Raw genomic sequence first — 20,521 nt, forward strand, 5'->3', positions numbered from 1 at the left:
GCGGGTCCATGTGATCTTCGCCGGGTGGGGCGGGCGAAAGACCCGCGATGAGTTGGGGCCGTCCCACCGGTCTACAGCACGTGGACGCCAACACACCCGCCGTACTCGTGCTGCCCGGCCCCGTCAGCAAGGACGAGGTGAACGGGCTCTGTGACGATGTGCGGGCGCTGCTGAACGCCTCCGGGGCCGAGGTCGTCGTGTGCGATGTGGCCGGGCTCGGGCCCCCAGGGCTCGGCGTCGTCGACCTCCTCGCCCGTCTCGAGCTGGCCGCCCGCCGGGCCGGGGGCCGGATACGCCTGAGGGACCCGACTCCGGCGCTACGCGCCCTGCTCGGCCTCGTCGGGCTCCGCTTCCAGGTGGAGGGGCAGGTCGAAGAGCGGGAACCAGCGCTTGGTGTCGAGGAAGAAGTGGAACCCGGTCAGCCGGCCGTCTGATATCTCCAGGACCTGGACGGACCAGGGGGCGAAGCCGCCCGTATCCGGGTCGGGCTTGTACTGGGCGAAGCCCGGCAGGCCGTTGACCTGTACGGGCAGCAGCCGGGAGCCCGCGCAGGCCGCGCCGAGGGTCGTCATGAAGCCGGTGATGTCGTCGTGGCCGGTCAGCCACAGGTCGAACGGCGGCATCGTCATGACGGCATCCTCGTGCAGCAACGCCGTCAGCGCCGTCATGTCGTACCCCTCGAACGCCTTCACATAGCGCTCCAGAAGCTTCTGCTGCTCCTCGTCCAGCGGATCGGACACCGCCGCTCCGGCGGCCTTGTCGTCCCGCTCCGCGAGCGTCGCCCGCGCCCGCTGGAGCGCGCTGTTGACCGAGGCGACCGTGGTGCCGAGCAGCTCGGCGACCTCGCTCGCCCGCCAGGCCAGCACCTCGCGCAGGATCAGCACGGCCCGCTGCTTGGGCGGCAGCTGCTGAAGCGCCGCCATGAAGGCGAGCCGCACCGACTCCTTGGCGACGGCGGCCTCCGCCGGGTCCTCGACCGCCGGCAGCACCCGGGCGTCCGGCATCGGCTCCAGCCAGGTGTGGTCGGGGCGGGGGGAGAGGGCCGCCTGGGCGAGCGGCGTCGACTCCGTGAGATCCATCGGCCGTGCGCGCTTGCTGCCCGCGGACAACATGTCCAGGCAGACGTTCGTCGCGATCCGGTACAGCCAGGAGCGCAGGCTGGAGCGGCCCTCGAACTTGTCGTAGCTCCGCCAGGCTCGTACCAGGGTGTCCTGTACCGCGTCCTCCGCCTCGAAGGACGAACCCAGCATGCGGTAGCAGTACCCCGTCAGCTCGGTCCGGTGCTTCTCCAGTGCGAGGTCGAGATCCGTCGTCGCCGTGCCGCTGTCGCCCATCGTCCACCCCTGGCCGTCCCTGTCGCGCGCCTTCGCGCCCAGCACCTCGGAAGCTACCGCAGCCCACTGACAATGGCCCCCTGAGCGCGCAGGCGGCCAGGTCAGAGCCATGACGGGCCCCGGTCAGACCAGTTGCTTGACGGACATGAGCAGATGCCGGTGGGCCTCGAACGACTCCCCGTCCCCGCCGTCCTCGCCGTCCTCCCTGCCCGAGCTCAGCAGCGCCCGCTGACCCGCCCCCAGCAGCCGTGCGGGCAGTGCCCGTGCCGCCCACCCCACGGCCTCGGCGAGATCCCCGCGCTCGATCCGGAACTCCATACGACAAACCCCCTGCTCGGCCCGGCTGACGCGCGGACGCTACAAGCGACCACTGACAACCGGCCCCGAGCAGGGGGAATGCCGTCAGGACCCGGTCGGGGCCCGGTCAGGACTCAGTGCGCGCCCACCGGCTCCCGGCGTGTCGCCGCCCGGGCCGCGTGCGAGCCGACCGCCGTGATCGTCACGACGCCGAGCACCGCGAGGACGCCCACCCCGACCGTGCCGGCCCAGCCGCTCGCGTGGAAGGCCGTCGCGCCGAGCGTGCTGCCGACGCTGGAGCCGATGTAGTAGGAGGACTGGTAGAGCGCCGAGGCCTGGGCCCGGCCGGTCGTCGCCGTCTTGCTGACCGCCGAGGACGCGACCGCGTGGCCCGCGAAGAAGCCCGCGGTGATCAGGACCAGGCCCAGCAGGACCAGCGGGAGCGAGGCCGCGAGGGACAGCAGCAGGCCCGTCGCCGTGGTGCCGCCGGCCAGGTACAGCGCGCCGCGCCGGCCCAGGCGGCCGACCAGCCGGCCCGCCGTCGACGCCGAGACCGTACCGACCAGGTACACCAGGAAGATCGAGCCGACGATGCCCTGCGGCAGCCCGAACGGCTCCTCCGTCAGGCGGTAGCCGATCACCGTGTACACGCCGCCGAAGACGGTCATGAACAGCGCGCCGATCGCGTACAGGCGGCGGAGCAGCGGGTTGGCGAGGTGGTCGCGGACCGTGCGGGCCAGCACACGCGGGCGCAGCGAGCCCGGGGTGAAATGCTTCGGGGCCGGCAGCAGCAGGCGGAACGCCACCGCGCAGGCGACGGCGATCGCGCCGACCACGCCGACGGCGATCCGCCAGCCCCACTCCTGGGCCACCCAGCCGGTGATCACGCGGCCGCTCATGCCGCCGACGCTGTTGCCCGCGACGAACAGTCCGATCGCCGTGACCAGCGCCCCCGGCCGGACCTCCTCCGCGAGGTACGCCGTGGCCGAGGCGGGCAGCCCGGCCAGCGCCGCCCCCTGGAGGGCCCGCAGCACCACCAGCACGCCCAGCGACGGCGCGAAGGGCACCAGCATTCCGACGCTCACCGCCACCACCAGCGAGGCCGTCATCACCGTACGGCGGCCGAAGCGCTCGGACAGCGCGCTCATCGGCAGTACGAACAGCGCGAGGCCGCCGGTCGCCGCCGCCACCGTCCAGCTCGCCTCGCTCGCCGCCACCCCGAACTCGCCGGAGATCAGCGGCAGCAGGGCCTGGGTGGAATACAGCAGCGCGAAGGTCGCGACACCGGCCAGGAAGAGCGCGAAACTCATCCGGCGGTAGCCGGGCCCGCCCGGGGCCATGCGGGAATCGGAGGAGGGGAGGGACGTTGCGGCGCCCACGACGGTGGACGCCCCGGTATCGGCGGGAGACATGCTTCGAACCTACGGACGATCCCGCTCATCCGTCCAATGCATGGAAACGCCATAATCGTTCCCATGGTGCATCAGCCGAGGTCACAAGAGCGTCTGTCACAGTCCAGTGACACAGAAGACATCGTCACAACACTCGCGCCACGCCTGGCGTACTTCGCCGGCGTCGCCCGCACCGAACACGTCACCCGCGCCGCCCAGGAGATGAACGTCCCGCAGTCCACGCTCTCCCGGGCCATGGCCCGCCTGGAGCAGGACCTGGGCGTCGACCTGTTCGCCCGCCGCGGCCGCACCGTCGCCCTCACCCCCGCCGGCCGCACCTTCCTCACCTCCGTGGAAAGGGCCCTCGCCGAGATCGGGCGGGCCGCCGACGAGGTGCGCGCCGACGCCGACCCGACGACCGGCAAGGTCGCCTTCGGCTTCCTGCACACCATGGGCGCGGAGACGGTCCCCGGCCTCCTCCAGGCCTTCCGCGCCGATCACCCCCGCGTCCGCTTCAGCCTCGTGCAGAACTACGGCGAGGCGATGCTGGAGGGTCTGCGCGCCGGTGAACTGGACCTCTGCCTGACCTCCCCGGTGCCCGACGCCCCTGATCTGGTCGCCCGCCGCCTCGACGAACAGAAGCTCCGCCTGGTCGTCCCCGCCGACCACCCCCTGGCCGCCCGCAGACGCATCCGTCTCGCCGAGGCGGCCGACGAAACCTTCGTCACCCTGGAGCCCGGCTACGGTCTGCGCCGCATCACCGACGACCTCTGCAAGGAGGCGGGCTTCAAACCCCGTATCGCCTTCGAGGGCGAGGAGGCGGAGACCTTGCGCGGACTGGTGGCGGCGGGACTGGGCGTGGCCCTCCTGCCGCCCCCGGTGTTCCCGCGCCCAGGAGTCGTGGAACTGACGGTCACGGCACCGCGAGCGGCACGGGAGATCGGCGTCGCCTGGCTGGAGGGCCACCCGGACACGCCCCCGGTGGCGGCGTTCAAGAAATTCCTGCTCTCCAGAAGAGGCAGCCTGCTCCCCTAGAGGGCCTGTCCGCCTGGCGCAACAGGTCCTACAGCCTGCGGATCGACTGCCCGAACCCCGCGGCCAGCGGCATCCGCAACCCGATCGGCGGCGGCGCGGCCAGCGCGTCCTCCAGGGGGCGTGCGAAGGAGTGCGCGAACAACGACCCCATCGCGAAGTCCGAGACAAGTGCCTGCACTTCACTCCGGTACTGGTGCAACCCGTGTCCGTCCGAGTGCACTTCGAACCGGCACACCTCCCGGTTGGCCTTCTTCGCCCTGACCGCCAGCCGGAACGACAGCTCCGGGTCGCTGCGCTCGTCGTTCGTACCGTGCACGATCAGGACCCGCCGTCCCACCAGCTGCTTCACCGGTTCGGGGGGAGCGGCCACGTCGTCCTCGGGCAGCCACGGAGCGACCGCCGCGACGGAGTTGACGGCTTCGTGCCCGCCCGCCCGAAGCGCCGCCCGGCCGCCCATGCCGACGCCCATCAGGCAGACGGGGACGTCGCCGTAGCGCCGTACGACCTCGTCCGCCGCCCAGGACGCGTCGCCCGCCAGATGCGCCTCGCTGCCGTTCCAGCCGCGATAGCGGTAGTGGACGACATGGGTGGCGAGCCCCTCCTCGCGGCCCGCGCGCGCGAGCCGGCGTCCGAGGGCGCGGACGAAGGCCGTCGCCCAGACGGGGGACGGCCTTCGGGCGGATACCTCCTCGCCGCCGGGCAGCAGCAGAACCGCGCCGCTCACCGACGACGGTTCCGGGCCGACTGCCCTGCCCAGCCGGGCCGTTCGGGCCGGCGTCACATCCTGTGCCATGACAGAACAGTGTCAGAAGTAGCGGTGTACGCCACCCGTCCGTGCGGTCACCGTTACGTATCGACGAATTCGTACACCCGGCGATCTACGCGCGTAGGAGTTAGAGTGCGAAAATGACGAGCCAGACTGCACCGAGCCAGACGGCATCGACCGGTGGCGTCCCGACGCCGGACCAGATCCGCCGGGCGCCCAAGGTTCTGCTGCACGATCATCTCGACGGAGGCCTCCGCCCCGGGACCATCGTCGAACTCGCCCGCGAGACGGGCTACGACCAGCTCCCGGAGACCGATCCCGACAAGCTCGGCACCTGGTTCGCCGAGGCCGCCGACTCCGGGTCCCTGGAGCGGTACCTGGAGACCTTCTCGCACACCGTCGGCGTGATGCAGACCCGCGACGCGCTGCTCCGGGTGGCCCGCGAGTGCGCCGAGGACCTGGCCGAGGACGGCGTCGTGTACGCCGAGATCCGCTACGCGCCCGAGCAGCACCTGGAGGGCGGACTCAGCCTCGAGGAGGTCGTCGAGGCCGTCAACGAGGGCTTCCGGCAGGGAGAGGTGATCGCCCGCCGGAACGGTCACCGCATCCGGGTCGGTGCCCTGCTCACCGCCATGCGGCACGCCGCCCGCGCCCTGGAGATCGCCGAACTCGCCAACCGCTTCCGTGACCTGGGTGTCGTCGGCTTCGACATCGCGGGCGCCGAGGCCGGATACCCGCCCACCCGGCACCTGGACGCCTTTGAATTTCTGAAGCGAGAAAACAACCACTTCACCATCCACGCCGGCGAGGCCTTCGGGCTGCCGTCCATCTGGCAGGCCCTCCAGTGGTGCGGCGCCGACCGGCTCGGGCACGGGGTGCGGATCATCGACGACATCCAGGTCCACGAGGACGGCTCCGTGAAGCTCGGACGGCTGGCCTCCTACGTCCGGGACAAGCGCATCCCACTGGAGCTGTGCCCGAGCTCCAACCTTCAGACCGGGGCCGCCGCCTCCTACGCCGAGCACCCGATCGGGCTGCTTCGCCGCCTGCATTTCCGGACCACGGTCAACACCGACAACCGTCTGATGTCCCACACCAGCATGAGCCGGGAATTCGAGCACCTCGTCGACGCGTTCGGTTACACGCTCGACGACATGCAATGGTTCTCCGTCAATGCCATGAAGTCGGCGTTCATCCCTTTCGATGAACGACTGGCGATGATCAATGACGTCGTCAAGCCCGGATATGCCGAACTGAAATCCGAATGGCTGTTCCGTCAGACGGCGTCTACCAGCGGTTCTGTGGATTCCGGGAGCTGACGGGGGTCGATGGGCTGCACGGAATGCGGACGGGGATTCACAAACCGTCCGCATTTCGATGTTTGCGGGTCTGGCCTGGTGTGTTTACGGTCGTGGACCGCTCAGTCCTCGTCATCCACTTTAGGACGCATTCACCATGAAGCAGTCTGCTGCCAAGTCCCTCGGTGCCGCCGTCGTCGGCGTCGCCATCGCCGCTGTCGGCGCGGGTACGGCCAACGCGGCCCCGTCCCTCCCGAACACCGCCCAGGCGCTGGACCAGGTCTCCAAGACGGTCCCGACCGAGAGCGTCAGCAAGGCGCTGCCGGGTGCCGGATCGACGATCGCCCAGGCCCGGCCCGCGGCCGTGCCGGGCGCTGCCGCCCAGCCGGCCGGCAAGCGTGCGATGAAGCAGGGTCCGACCTCGCCGGTCGGCCAGCTGCTCGGTGGCCTGCCGCTGCTGAAGGGCCTCCCGCTCGGCTGACCGAGCCGCCACGCCCGCCGTTGGGGCGCGCCCGTCACGTACCGGGCGTGCCCCAGCGGCGTATCACGGCAGGAGGGCCTACCAGGCCGTGCGCGCCTTGTCCTCCGAGGGCAGCAGGATCCACAGCGCTATGTAGAGCAGGAACTGCGGGCCCGGCAGCAGGCAGGACAGCAGGAAGATCACCCGCATCGTCGTCGCGGAGGTGCCGAAGCGCCGCGCCAGCGCTGCGCACACTCCGCCGATCATGCGGCCGTTGGTGGGGCGGGCAAGGGCGGTCATGGTCGGCTCCTTCGTGAGCGTCGGCGGAGGCGGCCGGTGCGGCTGCCTCATCTGACATCCACGGTACGGAGACGAAGGGGACGAAGCGTCGCTCTACGGTGCGATCCCGACCCTGGGAATCGTCGGGGTCCGACCCTGAGAGGTCTCCTCCTGCGGAGCCGTCGTACGTCGGACACGCTCGCCCCTGCGGCGCAGCCAGGACCGGCCCGCCGGGACCAGGGCCAGATGGGCCAGGACCACACCGGCGGTGTTCAGCAGCAGCGAGTCCACGTCGACGACCCGGCCGGGCACTCCCGTCTGGAGCAGTGCGATGCCCGTGGAGATCAGGGCGCCCGTGGTGGCCGTACGGATCAGGGAGGCGAGCGGGGAGACGGCGAGCCTGCCGTGCGCCATCGGCAGCAGCACACCCAGTGGGGCCAGCAGCGCGAGGCCCTCACCGATCCGGCGGGCCGCCTCGGGCCGGCCCAGCGCCAGGTCGGCCCGGATCCCGGCCAGCGGGTGCAGGTTGGCGGGCATCACCCAGGGGACGTCCAGCGGTCGCAGCATGAGCCAGGCGACGAGCGCGAGGTGTGCGACCAGGAGAGCACCCCCTGTCACACGGACGCGGATCGCGGCGCTGCCGCCGATGGAGCCTTGACGCTGCACGCCCCCCAAGACGCGCCCGCGTGCACGATCGGTTCCGGATCCGGCAGGCGTACGTGCGTGCGGCTTTCGCCACACCTCATGTCGGCCGGCCCGACAGCTCGCCGTAGCCTCGTCAGCCCGCCGTGACCTCGCTGGACGGCGGCTTCGCGCTGCCCGGCTGGGAGCGGACGTCGTCGGTGCACTCGTACCGGCGCAGCGGCTCGCCGCCCGGCCCGCCCAGGATCACCGAACCGTCCCCCTCGGCCGCCGCCGAGTCGGAGAACGTGCACACGATCTGCGCGAGGGCGTACGGGGTGAGCCGGCCGGGGGCGGTGCTCAGGCGCAGCGCGTCCTCGGGGTCCTTCGGGCGCGGCCCGCCCACGGTCATGCCGCCGCGCACGTACGTCCTGTAGCCGGCGTCCTTCTCGCCGGCGGACGGTGACTGGGCGAGCTGGTCCAGCAGCTCCTGGGCCACGATCACCCGCCGCCTGGCGTCCGCGGCGCCGTCCGGCACGCGTACCGACCGGTCCACGGTGACCAGCGACGAACCGCACAGCAGGAAGACCTGCACGGGCACCCCGTGCGAGGACTGCGTGGCGAGGTCCGGCTGGGTGAGCGAGCACGGCACCCGGGAGGGCGCCGCGCCGAAGTCCGTCGGCACCTGGGTGGCCCGGATCCCGCAGCCCGTGAGCAGCGCGGCGAGCGCCGGGACCGCCAGCAGGCGTCGTACGTTCATGACGCCCCCTCCTTGGAACCGTCGACCTTGGCGTCGTTCTCCTCCGTCAGCGCCGAGGCGTCCTTCGGCAGCCGCAGCGTGAACACGGCGCCGCCCTCGGGCGAGTTGGCCGCGGTGATACCGCCGCCGTGGATGTTGGCGTTCTCCATCGCGATGGAGAGGCCGAGTCCGCTGCCCTCGGAGCGCGGCCGCGAGGCACTGGCCTTGTAGAAGCGGTCGAAGACGTGCGGCAGGACGTCCTCGGGGATGCCGGGCCCGTGATCGCGCACCGCGACGACCAGGTCGTCGCCGTCGATGCGCACCGAGACCCGCACCGGTGACCCGCCGTGCTTGAGCGCGTTGCCGATCAGGTTGGCGAGGATGACGTCCAGACGGCGCGGGTCGAGCCGGCAGTGGATGCCGCGCTCGATGTCCAGCTCCACGGCGTCCAGCCAGGCACGGGCGTCGATGCAGGCGGTGATCTGGTCGGCGATGTCGACGTCGTCCAGGACGAGGCGGGCGGTGCCCGCGTCGAAGCGGGTGACCTCCATCAGGTTCTCGACGAGGTCGTTCAGCCGCCGGGTCTCGCTCACCACCAGCCGCACCGCGGGCTCGACCATCGGGTCGATGCCCCCGGCCTCCGACTCCAGCTCCTCCTCCAGCACGTCCGTCACGGCGGTGATGGCGGTCAGCGGTGTGCGCAGCTCGTGGGACATGTCGGCCACGAACCGCCGGGACGCATCGTCCCGCGCGGCCATGTCCGCGACCCGCTTCTCCAGCGCCTCCGCGGCGTTGTTGAACGTCCGCGACAGATCGGCGAGTTCATCGGTGCCGGATACCCTCAGCCGGGTGTCCAGCCTGCCCTCGCCGAGCCGGCGGGCGGCGACGCCGAGCCGGTGCACCGGCTTCAGCACGGTCGTCGCGGCGGCCTGCGCGAGCAGCGCCGAGCCGATCAGCGCCAGCCCGGTGGCGATGCCGAGCGACCAGGCGAGCGAGTTGAGATCCTTGGCCTCCGGCTCCAGCGACTTGACCATGTACCCGGTCGGTCCGCCGCCGATCACCTTCGTCCCGGCCACCAGATACGGGGTGCCGTGGTCGACGACCCGCTGCCAGTACAGGTGGTACGGAGACTTGTTGCCGTCGGCCACCTTCTGCTGCTTGTTCACCGCGGCCCGCAGCGACAGCGGCACGTCCTCCAGCGAGAACCCGTTCAGGCCGCCGGAGTTGCCGTACAGCGTCTTGCCGTTCGCGTCCGTCGCGACCAGCAGCACGCTGAAGCGCTGGCTGCTGGCCGCCATCTGACCGGCGGTGTGTTGCAGCTCGTCCTGGGTGGCGGGCGCGGGCAGCGCACCGGCCCGGTTCTGCATCTCCTGCTGGAAGTCACGCAGCACCGCGTCCTGGGCGCGGGTCAGCACCGCCTCCCGGTTCAGCCAGTACGCGATGCCCGACGCCGACACGGCGGCGGTGAGGGCGACCAGCCCGAAGACCAGGACCAGCCGCAGCCGCAGACTGGTGAAGCGCAGCCGCGACACAGCTCCCTTACGACCCGCGGACCAGCCGCGGAACCCCCCTTGCGTGTCGGTCACTGAGGGTTGTCCAGCCGGTAGCCGACACCGCGCACGGTACGGATGAGCGTCGGGGACGACGGCACGTCCTCGACCTTGGCGCGCAGCCGCTGGACGCACGCGTCCACCAGCCGCGAGTCGCCCAGGTAGTCGTGCTCCCAGACCAGCCGCAGCAGCTGCTGCCGGGACAGCGCCTGCCCGGGCCGCCGGCTCAGCTCCAGCAGCAGCCTGAGCTCGGTCGGCGTCAGCTGGAGGTCCTCGCCGTTCTTCGTCACGGTCATCGCCGAGCGGTCGATGACGAGGCTGCCGAAGGTCGCCGAGTCGCTGGACTCCCGCTCCCCGCGCCGCAGCACGGCCCGGATCCGGGCGTCGAGGACCCGGCCCTGCACGGGTTTGACGACGTAGTCGTCCGCTCCCGACTCCAGCCCGACCACCACGTCGATGTCGTCGTTGCGGGCGGTCAGCAGGATGATCGGCAGCTGGTCCGTGCGCCGGATGCGCCGGCACACCTCGAACCCGTCGATGCCGGGCAGCATCACGTCCAGCACGATCAGGTCCGGCCGCTGCTCGCGCAGCAGCTTCAGCCCGTCCTCGCCGGTGGCAGCGGTGGCAACCCGGTGGCCCTGGCGCGTAAGAGACAGCTCCAGGGCCGTACGGATGGCGTCGTCGTCCTCGATCAGCAACAGGGAAGGCACGGGCTCATTCTGGCCCATGGAGAGCCTCTTGGACGACCTGTGGGCCGCTGTGACCCCACTTCCGGTGACCCCGGCCGCCGGACCGGCTCGTACCGCCACCACCTGTGCGCACTGTGTGACAGCGGTGTGGCCGACCCCTGTGACAGGTCTGTGACAGTCGGCGGACACGGCCATGAAGTCCCGTCGGCAAGCTTTTCGGCACAGGCAAGGAACACCGGCCTGAGCGAGACGAACACCGGAAGTCCACGACGGGGGGCGCGAGATGAACACGCTGCACGGCATCAGCACCAGGGCAGTGGTCACGCGTCTGCACGACGTGAACCGGGGTTCCGAGAAGTCCGGTGCTGATGGGGGTCCCTCCCGCGCGAGCGTATTCGAGCGTGGGGGAGGGCGGGGGTGCGCTCGCGGCACCGGGCGTCAGCACCCGGCCTACATGTCGGTGGTTGACGGGCACACGGGGGAATCGCACGGGGGAGCCGCGTACGGGGAGGCCTCGGGGGAGCGCCGCTCGCTGACGGAGGTGGAGTTCACCGCCTACGTCCAGGAGCGCCGCGCCTCCCTGTACGCCACCGCCTACCACCTCACCGGTGACCGCTACGAGGCCGAGGACCTGCTCCAGAGCGCGCTGTTCTCGACGTACAAGGCGTGGGACCGGATCAGTGACAAGGCGGCGGTCGGCGGGTACCTCCGCCGCACCATGACCAACCTGCACATCAGCGCCTGGCGGCGCCGCAAGCTCAACGAGTACCCGACCGAGGAACTGCCGGAGACGCCCGGCGACACGGACGCGATGCGCGGCACCGAGCTGCGCGCGGTCCTGTGGCAGGCGCTGGCCCGGCTGCCCGAACTCCAGCGCACCATGCTGGTCCTGCGCTACTACGAGGGCCGCACGGACCCGGAGATCGCGGAGATCCTCGACATCAGTGTCGGCACGGTGAAGTCCAGCATCTGGCGGTCGCTCCGCCGGCTGCGCGAGGACGAGGTCCTCAGCTTCGGCCGTGACGAGGAATACGCCTTCGGGGAGCTGGTTGCCTGAAGGTAGGGGGGACGGGGGAGTCCCACCTGGGGGGAACACGGGGGAATACGGGGGAACAGGGGAAAGCACGGGGGATCGGGGGAAACAGCGGGGAACTCCGTCACGGGGGACGTGGACGGAGTGGCGGGACTGGAGGGCCGGGGGGTCCGTCCAGTCCCGCTTTCGTGTGTCCGGCGACGTGCGCGTGCCCTACTTCCCCTTGTCGGCCGCGACCACGGCCTCGGCCCGTTCCACCATGCGCCGTTTACGTTCCAGCACCGCGGCCAGCGCGGTCCCGTGCTCCTTGATGAGCTGCCGCTGGCGGCGGGCCTCGACGGCGTACCGCTTCGCCACGTAGCCGGTCTCGGCCTTGCACCGCACATCGGCCTCGGCCGTGGAGATCTCCTTGCGGGAAGGGGCCGGGAAGGCCGGGTGGGGGCCGTAGGCGCTGGTCTTCTGTTCGCGCCAGGTCGAGTCGTCGACCGCGGTGAGCGGATCGGGGTAGTCCAGCCCGGCCTCGCGCATGCAGGCACTCCACCGCTTGTCCAGGGCGACCGTGGCCGGGTCCTTCGCGGTGCCGCGGGACGCCTGGAGGAACAGCGTCTGTACTTCCATGAGGTCGTCCGCCGCCCCGTCGGCCCGTGCCGAGCGCTGGGCCTGTCCGTGGCAGCCCCCTTCGGGGACGCCCGGGGGGACCTTCGCGCCCTCCGCCGCGGCTCCGGTGAAGACGGCCTTCGCGACCGGAGTGATCGTCTTCTCCGCGGCGGTGGCCCGCTGCTGGGCGACCACCGCCTGCTGCCGGGTGATGCCGTCGGGCAGCGGCGGCTTGTAGCCGTAGACGCGGACCGACGCGAGGTCGGTCGGACCGTACTTGCGGGCGTTGAGCGGGATGCTGCCCGGTGGAGCCTGGTACGCGGGCCAGCTTGCGCCGAACTTCCGCATGCAGGAACGGGCCAGGATGACGACCGCGTGGTCGACGGTTCCGGTCTCCGCGGTGGTCGGCCGGTACGCGTCCAGCGGGTAGTCCTTCGGCGCGTGGGCGAACGAGGTGACGACGGCCGGCGTGCTGTCCCGGGTCTCCCGGCCCTTTCCGTCCGTCTTCCCGCCCGCGCAGGCCGTGGCCAGGACCGCCAGAGCGGCCGCCAGGGTGATCGTCGCGCCCGTGCCGTCGGCCGAGATCGTCCAGTTACGCATGTTTCAGATGATCACTGGTGGGACGCGCCGTCAAGTCGCCTGGAGTGAAGGGCAGTTCGAACACATGCCTTTCGGCCATGATTGTCGATCTTTCGGTCAATCGCGGGAACGGGGTCCCATCCGGTCTCACCCCGTGTGTCAGGGTCACGTGCTCCGTACCGAAAGGAAACAGACATGAGAAGAGGACGCGCACTCCTCGCGGCATCGGTGATGTCCGTCGCGGGCGTCTTCGCCGCGATGACCCCCGCGCAGGCCGCCAGCAACGACGGCACCTGCAACACGGGTGAAGCCTGTATCTACCGTCTCCAGGACTACGCGGGCGGCATCTACGACACGCTGTCCAGCAAGAAGAGCTACAGCGGACTCGTCTTCCACGGCACGTCGACCACCATCGACAACAAGGCGAGCTCGGCCAGGAACAAGGACGCCAACCACAACCTGTGGTTCTACCAGCTGGACAACTGGGCCGGTGACACCTGGGGTCTGCCGCCCGGCGCCAGCACGAACTTCAGCGGGTCGGACGACAACAAGTGGTCCTCGCACTGCTGGACCTATTCGACCGCGGGCTGTCCGGGCGGCTGAGCCACCGGGACAGCGCCACCAGGCCTCAGGCCGCCGTCGTCCGCGCCGTGGCGCGGCGGCCGGAGGCCGCGGCCGCCAGCCGGCCCAGTGCCTCGTCCCGGTCGCAGGCATGGGCGCCCAGCGAGACCTGACGGGCGACGATCGTGCGCTCCGCCCGCATCAGCCGCCAGCCGCGGCGCAGCAGGAACGGCACCGACTTGCGGCCCTCCTTCAGGTCCCGCAGGAAGCGCCGCCGGAATGTGGTGACCGGGCCGCGGGTCAGGCAGAGCGCGTCCGCCAGCACCCCGAGCTCACGGCAGCGCTCGACGATCTCCGCGGCGAAGATGCCCTCCGCGATGAACAGCGGGGTACGGCCGATGCTCAGCGTCTCCTCGCCGGTACGGGCGCTCAGCGCGATGTCGTACACCGGTATGGGCGTCGACCCCGTGGCGCACAGCCGGGTGATGGCCTCGACCGCGACGTCCGCGTCCCACGACAGCGGATGGTCCCAGTCGATGTCCGAACTCCCCTCCACCAGCGGCAGCGTCGGGTCGTCGCCCTCCTTGTAGAAGTCGTCGAGGCGCAGGACAGGGAGCCCGGAACGGGCGGCGACGAGTGACTTGCCCGAGCCCGAGGGGCCGCACAGCAGCACGACGCGGGCGGGGGACGGGGGATGAATGCTCACGGAACACCAGTTTGACGTATGGCGGGCCCGCTGCCGACACCGCGGGTCGTCTTTGGAGCGCGCGTCACACCTCAACTACCCTTCGTGTCGACCGCATTACCCTGCGCACCAGAAGGTGGCACCAGCAATGGCACGAGACGCGTCCCCCCACAACCTCGCGGTGCAGCGCGCCCTGATCACCCTCGCGGCCGCCGGAGCGGTCCTGGGCGCGGGCGCGACGACGGCGTCCGCGAAGACCGTTGCCGCCGAGGGCGCGCACGGCCCGCTGTCGCTCAAAAGCATGGACCCGCAGGCGGGCCTGCGGGCGGTGAACGACTCGGTGTCCTACACCACCGGTTCGGTCGCGGACCTCAAGCCCAACCCCCTCGCGGGCACGGGCTCCGACCCGCTGAACAACGACGTCGGCACCGAGGTCGCCGACTTCCGGCCGATGAGCTCGAAGGCGCTGACCGGGCCGGTGACGGATGCCCGGTCGGTCGGCTCGGTGCCGGTGGTCCGGCAGGTGACGGGGGCGCGGGGCGGCGCACGGCGTTGACGCCCGCGAGGCCGACGTCCGCGCGGTCGGCGCCCCGCACAAGGAGAGCCGCGCCTCCCCCGGACGGAGGGGAAGCGCGGCTCCCGTCTGGGGCGGCCGGCCGTCAGTAGGACGAGCCGGACGCGCCGAGCGACCCCGTCGGGTGCCAGACGGTCTTGGTCTCCAGGAAGGCCGTCATGCGGTCGAGCCCCGGAGCCGCCGACCAGTCGTCCACAGGCTGTGGACGAAGGACGCGCTTGAGGTTGTCCGCCGCCGCGATCTCCAGCTCCTTCGCCAGCGCCTCGTCGGCGCCCGCGAGGTCGATCGCGTTGACGTCCTGGTGCGCGGCCAGCGGCGCCGCGATCTCCGCCGTACGGCCGGACAGGACGTTGACCACGCCACCGGGCACGTCGGAGGTGGCCAGCACCTCGCCCAGCGAGAGCGCCGGAAGCGGGGCCTTCTCGCTCGCGATCACGATCGCCGTGTTGCCGGTCGCGATCACCGGGGCCAGCACGGAGACCAGGCCGAGGAAGGACGACTCCTGCGGGGCCAGCACCGCCACCACGCCCGTCGGCTCGGGCGAGGAGAGGTTGAAGAACGGGCCCGCCACCGGGTTGCCGCCGCCGGTCACCTGGGCGATCTTGTCGGTCCAGCCCGCGTACCAGACCCAGCGGTCGATGGTCGCGTCCACCTGATCGGCGGCCTTGGACTTCGACAGGCCCTCGGCGTCGGCGACCTCGTGGACGAACTGCGCCTTGCGGCCCTCCAGCATCTCCGCGACGCGGTAGAGGACCTGGCCCCGGTTGTACGCCGTCGCTCCGGACCAGGCGCCGAACGCCTTGCGCGCGGCGACCACCGCGTCACGGGCGTCCTTGCGGGAGGAGAGCGGCGCGTTCGCCAGCCACTTGCCCTTCGAGTCCGACACCTCGTACACCCGGCCGCTCTCGGAACGCGGGAACTTCCCGCCGACGTACAGCTTGTAGGTCTTGAACACGCTGAGCCGCGCTTCTGACTTCTCAGACATCGAGGTACGCCTCCAGGCCGTGACGGCCGCCCTCGCGGCCGAAGCCCGACTCCTTGTAGCCGCCGAACGGCGAGGTCGGGTCGAACTTGTTGAACGTGTTGGACCAGACGACACCGGCGCGCAGCTTGTTCGCGACGGCCAGGATCCGCGAGCCCTTCTCGGTCCAGATGCCCGCCGACAGGCCGTACTGCGTGTTGTTCGCCTTGGCGACCGCCTCGTCCGGGGTGCGGAAGGTCAGCACCGACAGCACCGGGCCGAAGATCTCGTCGCGGGCGATGGTGTGCGCCTGGGTGACGTTCGTGAAGAGTGTCGGCGCGAACCAGTAACCGGCGGTGGGGAGTTCGCAGGCGGGGGACCAGCGTTCGGCGCCCTCCGCCTCGCCCTGCTCGGCGAGCGTGGTGATCCGGGCCAGTTGTTCGGCGGAGTTGATCGCGCCGATGTCGGTGTTCTTGTCGAGCGGGTCGCCCAGGCGGAGGGTGGACAGCCTGCGCTTGAGGGAGTCGAGGAGCTCGTCGTGGATCGACTCCTGCACCAGCAGGCGCGAGCCCGCGCAGCAGACCTGGCCCTGGTTGAAGAAGATGCCGGTGACGATGCCCTCGACGGCCTGGTCGATCGGTGCGTCGTCGAAGACGATGTTGGCGCCCTTGCCGCCCAGCTCGAGGGTGAGCTTCTTACGGGTGCCGGCGACCGTGCGGGCGATCTCCTTGCCGACGGCGGTGGAGCCGGTGAAGGCGACCTTGTTCACGTCCGGGTGCGCGACGAGCGCGGCGCCCGCGTCGCCGTACCCCGGAAGGATGTTGACGACGCCCTTCGGCAGGCCCGCCTGGCGGCAGACGTCCGCGAAGAACAGCGCCGAGAGGGGCGTGGTCTCCGCCGGCTTCAGCACGACCGTGTTGCCGGTCGCCAGCGCCGGGGCGATCTTCCACGCCAGCATCAGCAGCGGGAAGTTCCAGGGGATGACCTGGCCGGCCACGCCCAGCGGCCGCGGGTTCGCGCCGAACCCGGCGTGCTCGAGCTTGTCCGCCCAGCCCGCGTAGTAGAAGAAGTGCGCGGCGACCAGGGGCAGGTCGGCGTCGCGGGTCTCCTTGATGGGCTTGCCGTTGTCCAGCGTCTCCAGGACGGCCAGCTCACGGCTGCGCTCCTGGATGATGCGGGCGATGCGGAACAGGTACTTGGCGCGCTCCGGGCCGGGCAGCGCCGACCACTTCTCGAATGCCTTGCGGGCGGCCCGTACGGCACGGTCGACGTCCTCGGCACCGGCCTGCGCGACCTCGGAGAGAACCTCCTCGGTGGACGGGCTGACCGTCTTGAAGACCTTGCCGTCGGCCGCCTCGGTGAACTCGCCGTCGATGAACAGGCCGTACGAGGGCGCGATGTCGACGATCGCGCGGGACTCGGGGGCGGGTGCGTACTCAAAAGCCATGATGGATCAGTCCACCGTCACGTAGTCGGGGCCGGAGTAGCGGCCGGTGGCCAGCTTCTGACGCTGCATCAGCAGGTCGTTCAGGAGCGAGGAGGCGCCGAAGCGGAACCAGTGGTTGTCCAGCCAGTCCTGGCCGGCGGTCTCGTTGACCAGGACGAGGAACTTGATCGCGTCCTTGGTGGTCCGGATGCCGCCGGCCGGCTTCACGCCGACCTGTACCCCGGTCTGCGCGCGGAAGTCCCGCACGGCCTCCAGCATGAGCAGGGTGTTGGCGGGCGTGGCGTTCACCGCGACCTTGCCGGTGGAGGTCTTGATGAAGTCGGCGCCCGCCAGCATGCCGAGCCAGCTCGCGCGCCGGATGTTGTCGTACGTCGACAGCTCGCCGGTCTCGAAGATCACCTTCAGCCGGGCGGAGGTCCCGCAGGCCTCCTTCACCGCGACGATCTCGTCGTACACCTTCAGGTACCTGCCCGCGAGGAACGCCCCGCGGTCGATGACCATGTCGATCTCGTCGGCGCCGGCGAGCACGGCCTCGCGGACGTCGGCCAGCTTCACGTCGAGGGCGGCGCGGCCGGCCGGGAAGGCGGTGGCGACCGAGGCGACCTTCACGCCCGAGCCGGCGACGGCCTCCTTCGCGGCGGCCACCATGTCGGGATAGACACAGACGGCCGCGGTCGCGGGGGTCGTACGGTCGGTCGGGTCGGGGTGGACGGCCTTGGCGCCGAGCGCCCGGACCTTGCCCGGGGTGTCCGCGCCTTCCAGCGTGGTCAGGTCGACCATCGAGATGGCGAGGTCGATGGCGTACGCCTTCGCGGTGGTCTTGATGGAACGGGTGCCGAGCGAGGCGGCGCGCGCCTCCAGGCCGACCGCGTCGACGCCGGGCAGCCCGTGGAGGAAGCGGCGCAGCGTGCTGTCGGACGCGGTGACGTCAGCGAGAACAGCGGATGCAGCGGGTGCAGTACTGGGCATGGTCACCAGCCGAGCATATCTACGCGCGTAGCGGCTGTACACCCCCGGGTGCTCGTCGCATGCCGCTCCACGGCGGACGAGCACCTCGTACGAGCACTGCCGGCGGCGTCGGGCAGAATCGGGACCATGACGACCCCGGACCACCAGTCACCCGCGCCACAGCCCCCGGCGCCCGCCGCCAAGGACCGGATCCACCGCTCTTCTATGGCGGTCGTGGGCGGTGTCGTGCTGCTCGCCATCGTCGGGTGGCTCGGCATCGACGCGCTGATCAAGGGGAACGGCCGCACCCCGTGGCTGGCGCTCGCCGGGCTCATCCTCGCCGTCCCCCTGGTGATCGCCTTCACCCTGCGCCCGGCGGTCTTCGTGAACGACGACCGGCTGCGCGTGCGCAACCCCTTCCGCGTGATCACGCTGCCCTGGGGCCAGATCGCCACCCTGCGCTCCGGCTACTCGAACGAGGTCGTCGCCAAATCCGGCGCCAAGTACCAGCTGTGGGCCATCCCCGTCTCCCTGCGCGCCCGCAAGAAGGCCACCCGGCAGCAGGCCCGCGCCGGGACGGACGCGCCGACGGGCCGCGGACCCGGGATGCCGGGCCGCGGCGGCCCCGGCATCGGCGGCCTGCGGGGCTCCACCGTGCCGGACGGCCCGACCCGGGCCGAGACCGACCAGGTCATGGACGACCTGCGCGCGCTCCAGGAGGACCGCGAGCAGGCGGAGACGGCACAGGGCGAGGTTACGGTCCGCTGGGCGTACGAGATCGCGGCACCGGCGGTGGCCGGGGCGGTCCTGCTGGTGATCCTGCTCGCGATGGGCTGACCTTCGCCTGAGGGGCGTACCGCTGCTGGACGTACCGCTGATGGGGGTGTCCCTGGGGATGGGACACCCCCAGGGACACCCCCATCGGGTGCGCTCTGCCGCTGTGTCGTGCGTACGGCTCAGATGCCGGCGGCCGCCGAGAGGTCGCGCTTGACGGCCGTGAGGAGTTCGGCGGCCCGGGCGCGCGCGGCCGGGAGCTCGGCGTGCGCGGCGACCGGCACGACGACCTCCAGGTAGCACTTCAGCTTCGGCTCGGTGCCGCTGGGCCGGACGATGACCCGGGCGCCCTCGAGGGTGTAGCGCAGGCCGTCGGTGGGCGGCAGCCTGTCGGTCCCCCGGGTGAGGTCCTCGGCCCTGGTGACGGTGAGCCCGGCCAGCTCGGTCGGCGGCTGCTCGCGCAGGCGCCGCATGGCGTCGGAGATGACCGACAGGTCCTGCACCCGGACCGAGAGCTGGTCGGTGGCGTGCAGACCGTGCTCCACGGCGAGGTCGTCGAGGAGGTCGAGGAGGGTGCGCCCCTCCTCCTTCAGCTCGGACGCCAGTTCGGTGATCAGGAGCGCGGCGGTGATGCCGTCCTTGTCGCGTACGCCGTCCGGGTCGACGCAGTAGCCGAGGGCCTCCTCGTAGCCGTAGCGCAGCCCCTCAACCCGGGCGATCCACTTGAAGCCGGTGAGGGTCTCCTCGTACGGCAGGCCGGCCTTCCGGGCGATCCGCCCGAGCAGGGAGGACGACACGATGGACTCGGCGAAGGTACCGGTCGCCCCGCGCCGGACGAGGTGGGCGGCGAGCAGGGCGCCGACCTCGTCGCCGCGCAGCATGCGCCAGTCGCCGCCGTCCTGGACGGCCACGGCACAGCGGTCGGCGTCCGGGTCGTTGGCGATGACGAGATCGGGCTCTGCCTCCCGGGCCTTCGCGAAGGCCAGGTCCATCGCGCCCGGCTCCTCCGGGTTGGGGAAGGCGACGGTCGGGAAGTCCGGGTCCGGCTCGGCCTGCTCGGCGACCAGCACCGGCTCCGGGAAACCGGCCCGCGCGAACGCGGCGAGCAGCACGTCCTTGCCGACGCCGTGCATCGCCGTGTAGACGGCACGGGCGGTACGCGGGGAGCCCTCGGCCAGGACGGCGTCGGTACGGGCGAGGTAGGCGTCGAGCGCGGAGTCGTCCAGCGTCTCCCAGCCCGACTCCGGCCGGGGCACGTCGTCGAGCGAGACGATCGCGTCGATCTCCGCCGCGATCTCCGCGTCGGCGGGCGGCACGATCTGGGAACCGTCGCCCAGGTACACCTTGTAGCCGTTGTCCCGGGGCGGGTTGTGGCTCGCGGTGACCTCCACGCCGGCGACCGCGCCGAGGTGGCGGATGGCGAAGGCCAGGACGGGCGTCGGCAGCGGCCGGGGCAGCACGACCGCACGCAGGCCCGCGCCCGTCATGACGGCGGCGGTGTCCCGGGCGAAGTCCGCCGACTTGTACCGGGCGTCGTAGCCGACGACGACTGTTCCGTCGGCCTGGCCCTTCTTCCTCAGGTACGCCGCGAGTCCGGCGGCGGCCCGGACGACCACGGCCCGGTTCATCCGCATCGGCCCCGCGCCCAGCTCGCCGCGCAGCCCGGCGGTACCGAACTGGAGCGTCCCGCTGAACCGTGCGGCGAGCTCCTCGACGTTCCCGGCGTCGATCAGCTCGGCGAGTTCCTCACGGGTCTCCACGTCGGGGTCCTCGGCCAGCCACGCCTTGGCCCGTGCGATGAGATCGTCGTGCACGTCGGGTCAACCTCTCGTTCGTGTTGCTCGTCGCTCGTTGCCGGGGGCTGCCGCCCCCAGACCCCCGCGTCGGCCCTGAACGGGGCTCG

General features: G+C 71.4%; 23 protein-coding genes. 8 read left to right on the plus strand and 15 right to left on the minus strand.

The window, feature by feature from the left end; all coding sequences use genetic code 11:
* The first annotated feature begins 47 nt into the window (after nt 1-47).
* A complete protein-coding gene (locus ACWGJM_RS08725; protein WP_453410925.1) occupies nt 48-434 on the plus strand; it encodes an STAS domain-containing protein in 387 nt (128 codons plus the stop codon).
* On the opposite strand, the gene ACWGJM_RS08730 is transcribed toward ACWGJM_RS08725, so the two are convergent.
* The 3 genes from ACWGJM_RS08730 to ACWGJM_RS08740 form a co-directional block, all read right to left on the minus strand.
* A complete protein-coding gene (locus tag ACWGJM_RS08730) occupies nt 318-1,334 on the minus strand; it encodes a sigma-70 family RNA polymerase sigma factor (RefSeq protein ID WP_453410926.1) in 1,017 nt (338 codons plus the stop codon). The genes ACWGJM_RS08725 and ACWGJM_RS08730 overlap by 117 nt on opposite strands.
* A gap of 123 nt (nt 1,335-1,457) precedes the next feature.
* On the minus strand, nt 1,458-1,652 hold the full coding sequence (locus tag ACWGJM_RS08735; protein WP_453410927.1) for a hypothetical protein: 195 nt from the start codon (nt 1,650-1,652) through the stop codon (nt 1,458-1,460).
* A 113-nt stretch (nt 1,653-1,765) separates the two neighbouring features.
* Complete coding sequence (locus ACWGJM_RS08740; protein WP_453410928.1) at nt 1,766-3,043, minus strand: MFS transporter; 1,278 nt, start codon at nt 3,041-3,043, stop codon at nt 1,766-1,768.
* A gap of 63 nt (nt 3,044-3,106) precedes the next feature.
* Here ACWGJM_RS08740 and ACWGJM_RS08745 point away from each other — a divergent pair, with 63 nt between their 5' ends.
* Entirely contained in the window at nt 3,107-4,057 is a 951-nt protein-coding gene (locus tag ACWGJM_RS08745; protein WP_453410929.1) for a LysR family transcriptional regulator, read from the plus strand.
* Between the two features lie 28 nt (nt 4,058-4,085).
* Here ACWGJM_RS08745 and ACWGJM_RS08750 read toward each other — a convergent pair whose 3' ends face one another.
* Nucleotides 4,086-4,850 (minus strand): alpha/beta hydrolase family protein, encoded by a 765-nt coding sequence (locus ACWGJM_RS08750; protein ID WP_453410930.1) that lies wholly within the window; start codon nt 4,848-4,850, stop codon nt 4,086-4,088.
* Between the two features lie 113 nt (nt 4,851-4,963).
* On the opposite strand from ACWGJM_RS08750, the gene ACWGJM_RS08755 reads away from it, so the two are divergent.
* Both ACWGJM_RS08755 and ACWGJM_RS08760 read left to right on the plus strand, forming a co-directional pair.
* Nucleotides 4,964-6,142 carry an adenosine deaminase gene (locus tag ACWGJM_RS08755; protein ID WP_453410931.1) on the plus strand — a complete coding sequence of 393 codons (1,179 nt, stop codon included), beginning with the start codon at nt 4,964-4,966 and terminating at the stop codon, nt 6,140-6,142.
* Nucleotides 6,143-6,278: 136 nt separating this feature from the next.
* Nucleotides 6,279-6,602 carry an ATP-binding protein gene (locus ACWGJM_RS08760; protein WP_453410932.1) on the plus strand — a complete coding sequence of 108 codons (324 nt, stop codon included), beginning with the start codon at nt 6,279-6,281 and terminating at the stop codon, nt 6,600-6,602.
* Between the two features lie 78 nt (nt 6,603-6,680).
* Here ACWGJM_RS08760 and ACWGJM_RS08765 read toward each other — a convergent pair whose 3' ends face one another.
* From ACWGJM_RS08765 to afsQ1, 5 genes are all read right to left on the minus strand, one after another.
* Complete coding sequence (locus tag ACWGJM_RS08765) at nt 6,681-6,881, minus strand: PspC domain-containing protein (RefSeq protein WP_132856267.1); 201 nt, start codon at nt 6,879-6,881, stop codon at nt 6,681-6,683.
* Nucleotides 6,882-6,974: 93 nt separating this feature from the next.
* Nucleotides 6,975-7,526 (minus strand): VanZ family protein, encoded by a 552-nt coding sequence (locus ACWGJM_RS08770; RefSeq protein WP_453410933.1) that lies wholly within the window; start codon nt 7,524-7,526, stop codon nt 6,975-6,977.
* A 112-nt stretch (nt 7,527-7,638) separates the two neighbouring features.
* Complete coding sequence (locus ACWGJM_RS08775) at nt 7,639-8,241, minus strand: hypothetical protein (protein WP_453410934.1); 603 nt, start codon at nt 8,239-8,241, stop codon at nt 7,639-7,641.
* The gene (locus ACWGJM_RS08780) at nt 8,238-9,806 is read right to left on the minus strand and encodes an ATP-binding protein (RefSeq protein ID WP_453410935.1); all 1,569 of its coding nucleotides are present in this window, start codon (nt 9,804-9,806) and stop codon (nt 8,238-8,240) included. Before ACWGJM_RS08780 ends, ACWGJM_RS08775 begins: the two co-directional genes overlap by 4 nt.
* Nucleotides 9,803-10,480, minus strand: a complete 678-nt coding sequence (gene afsQ1, locus ACWGJM_RS08785; RefSeq protein ID WP_361447381.1) for a two-component system response regulator AfsQ1 — start codon at nt 10,478-10,480, stop codon at nt 9,803-9,805. The genes ACWGJM_RS08780 and afsQ1 overlap by 4 nt, the downstream gene beginning before the upstream one ends.
* A 262-nt stretch (nt 10,481-10,742) precedes the next feature.
* Here afsQ1 and ACWGJM_RS08790 point away from each other — a divergent pair, with 262 nt between their 5' ends.
* The gene (locus ACWGJM_RS08790) at nt 10,743-11,516 is read left to right on the plus strand and encodes a SigE family RNA polymerase sigma factor (RefSeq protein ID WP_453410936.1); all 774 of its coding nucleotides are present in this window, start codon (nt 10,743-10,745) and stop codon (nt 11,514-11,516) included.
* 189 nt (nt 11,517-11,705) lie between these two features.
* Here ACWGJM_RS08790 and ACWGJM_RS08795 read toward each other — a convergent pair whose 3' ends face one another.
* Nucleotides 11,706-12,689, minus strand: coding sequence for a hypothetical protein (locus ACWGJM_RS08795; protein WP_453410937.1), 984 nt, complete (start codon nt 12,687-12,689; stop codon nt 11,706-11,708).
* Between the two features lie 174 nt (nt 12,690-12,863).
* Between ACWGJM_RS08795 and ACWGJM_RS08800 the strand changes: the two genes are divergently transcribed.
* The gene (locus tag ACWGJM_RS08800) at nt 12,864-13,271 is read left to right on the plus strand and encodes a peptidase inhibitor family I36 protein (protein WP_453410938.1); all 408 of its coding nucleotides are present in this window, start codon (nt 12,864-12,866) and stop codon (nt 13,269-13,271) included.
* A gap of 25 nt (nt 13,272-13,296) precedes the next feature.
* Here the strand turns inward: ACWGJM_RS08800 and ACWGJM_RS08805 are convergent, their stop codons facing one another.
* Entirely contained in the window at nt 13,297-13,935 is a 639-nt protein-coding gene (locus ACWGJM_RS08805; RefSeq protein ID WP_453410939.1) for a uridine kinase family protein, read from the minus strand.
* A gap of 127 nt (nt 13,936-14,062) precedes the next feature.
* On the opposite strand from ACWGJM_RS08805, the gene ACWGJM_RS08810 reads away from it, so the two are divergent.
* Nucleotides 14,063-14,470 (plus strand): hypothetical protein, encoded by a 408-nt coding sequence (locus ACWGJM_RS08810; RefSeq protein ID WP_453410940.1) that lies wholly within the window; start codon nt 14,063-14,065, stop codon nt 14,468-14,470.
* A gap of 103 nt (nt 14,471-14,573) precedes the next feature.
* On the opposite strand, the gene ACWGJM_RS08815 is transcribed toward ACWGJM_RS08810, so the two are convergent.
* The 3 genes from ACWGJM_RS08815 to deoC are packed head-to-tail and all read right to left on the minus strand — an operon-like array spanning nt 14,574 to nt 17,865.
* On the minus strand, nt 14,574-15,473 hold the full coding sequence (locus ACWGJM_RS08815; protein WP_453410941.1) for an aldehyde dehydrogenase family protein: 900 nt from the start codon (nt 15,471-15,473) through the stop codon (nt 14,574-14,576).
* Nucleotides 15,466-16,896 carry an aldehyde dehydrogenase family protein gene (locus ACWGJM_RS08820; protein ID WP_453410942.1) on the minus strand — a complete coding sequence of 477 codons (1,431 nt, stop codon included), beginning with the start codon at nt 16,894-16,896 and terminating at the stop codon, nt 15,466-15,468. Before ACWGJM_RS08820 ends, ACWGJM_RS08815 begins: the two co-directional genes overlap by 8 nt.
* 6 nt (nt 16,897-16,902) lie before the next feature.
* The gene (deoC, locus tag ACWGJM_RS08825) at nt 16,903-17,865 is read right to left on the minus strand and encodes a deoxyribose-phosphate aldolase (protein ID WP_453410959.1); all 963 of its coding nucleotides are present in this window, start codon (nt 17,863-17,865) and stop codon (nt 16,903-16,905) included.
* A gap of 126 nt (nt 17,866-17,991) precedes the next feature.
* Here deoC and ACWGJM_RS08830 point away from each other — a divergent pair, with 126 nt between their 5' ends.
* Nucleotides 17,992-18,681: a PH domain-containing protein gene (locus ACWGJM_RS08830; RefSeq protein ID WP_453410943.1), complete on the plus strand. Its 690-nt coding sequence runs from the start codon at nt 17,992-17,994 to the stop codon at nt 18,679-18,681.
* A gap of 119 nt (nt 18,682-18,800) precedes the next feature.
* Here the strand turns inward: ACWGJM_RS08830 and ACWGJM_RS08835 are convergent, their stop codons facing one another.
* Entirely contained in the window at nt 18,801-20,432 is a 1,632-nt protein-coding gene (locus ACWGJM_RS08835) for a phospho-sugar mutase (RefSeq protein WP_453410944.1), read from the minus strand.
* Between the last annotated feature and the right edge of the window lie 89 nt (nt 20,433-20,521).

This window comes from Streptomyces sp. NPDC054834, assembly GCF_053611185.1.

Bases quoted from the DNA above. Each gene is read 5' to 3' on its own strand.
- ACWGJM_RS08830 (WP_453410943.1), top strand. From the start codon at position 17,992: ATGACGACCCCGGACCACCAGTCACCCGCGCCACAGCCCCCGGCGCCC.
- ACWGJM_RS08815 (WP_453410941.1), bottom strand. From the start codon at position 15,473: ATGTCTGAGAAGTCAGAAGCGCGGCTCAGCGTGTTCAAGACCTACAAG.
- ACWGJM_RS08740 (WP_453410928.1), bottom strand. From the start codon at position 3,043: ATGTCTCCCGCCGATACCGGGGCGTCCACCGTCGTGGGCGCCGCAACG.
- ACWGJM_RS08810 (WP_453410940.1), top strand. From the start codon at position 14,063: ATGGCACGAGACGCGTCCCCCCACAACCTCGCGGTGCAGCGCGCCCTG.
- ACWGJM_RS08725 (WP_453410925.1), top strand. From the start codon at position 48: ATGAGTTGGGGCCGTCCCACCGGTCTACAGCACGTGGACGCCAACACA.
- ACWGJM_RS08755 (WP_453410931.1), top strand. From the start codon at position 4,964: ATGACGAGCCAGACTGCACCGAGCCAGACGGCATCGACCGGTGGCGTC.
- ACWGJM_RS08775 (WP_453410934.1), bottom strand. From the start codon at position 8,241: ATGAACGTACGACGCCTGCTGGCGGTCCCGGCGCTCGCCGCGCTGCTC.
- deoC (WP_453410959.1), bottom strand. From the start codon at position 17,865: ATGCCCAGTACTGCACCCGCTGCATCCGCTGTTCTCGCTGACGTCACC.
- ACWGJM_RS08795 (WP_453410937.1), bottom strand. From the start codon at position 12,689: ATGCGTAACTGGACGATCTCGGCCGACGGCACGGGCGCGACGATCACC.
- ACWGJM_RS08750 (WP_453410930.1), bottom strand. From the start codon at position 4,850: ATGGCACAGGATGTGACGCCGGCCCGAACGGCCCGGCTGGGCAGGGCA.
- ACWGJM_RS08800 (WP_453410938.1), top strand. From the start codon at position 12,864: ATGAGAAGAGGACGCGCACTCCTCGCGGCATCGGTGATGTCCGTCGCG.
- ACWGJM_RS08765 (WP_132856267.1), bottom strand. From the start codon at position 6,881: ATGACCGCCCTTGCCCGCCCCACCAACGGCCGCATGATCGGCGGAGTG.
- ACWGJM_RS08730 (WP_453410926.1), bottom strand. From the start codon at position 1,334: ATGGGCGACAGCGGCACGGCGACGACGGATCTCGACCTCGCACTGGAG.
- ACWGJM_RS08735 (WP_453410927.1), bottom strand. From the start codon at position 1,652: ATGGAGTTCCGGATCGAGCGCGGGGATCTCGCCGAGGCCGTGGGGTGG.
- ACWGJM_RS08760 (WP_453410932.1), top strand. From the start codon at position 6,279: ATGAAGCAGTCTGCTGCCAAGTCCCTCGGTGCCGCCGTCGTCGGCGTC.
- ACWGJM_RS08745 (WP_453410929.1), top strand. From the start codon at position 3,107: ATGGTGCATCAGCCGAGGTCACAAGAGCGTCTGTCACAGTCCAGTGAC.
- ACWGJM_RS08790 (WP_453410936.1), top strand. From the start codon at position 10,743: ATGAACACGCTGCACGGCATCAGCACCAGGGCAGTGGTCACGCGTCTG.
- ACWGJM_RS08820 (WP_453410942.1), bottom strand. From the start codon at position 16,896: ATGGCTTTTGAGTACGCACCCGCCCCCGAGTCCCGCGCGATCGTCGAC.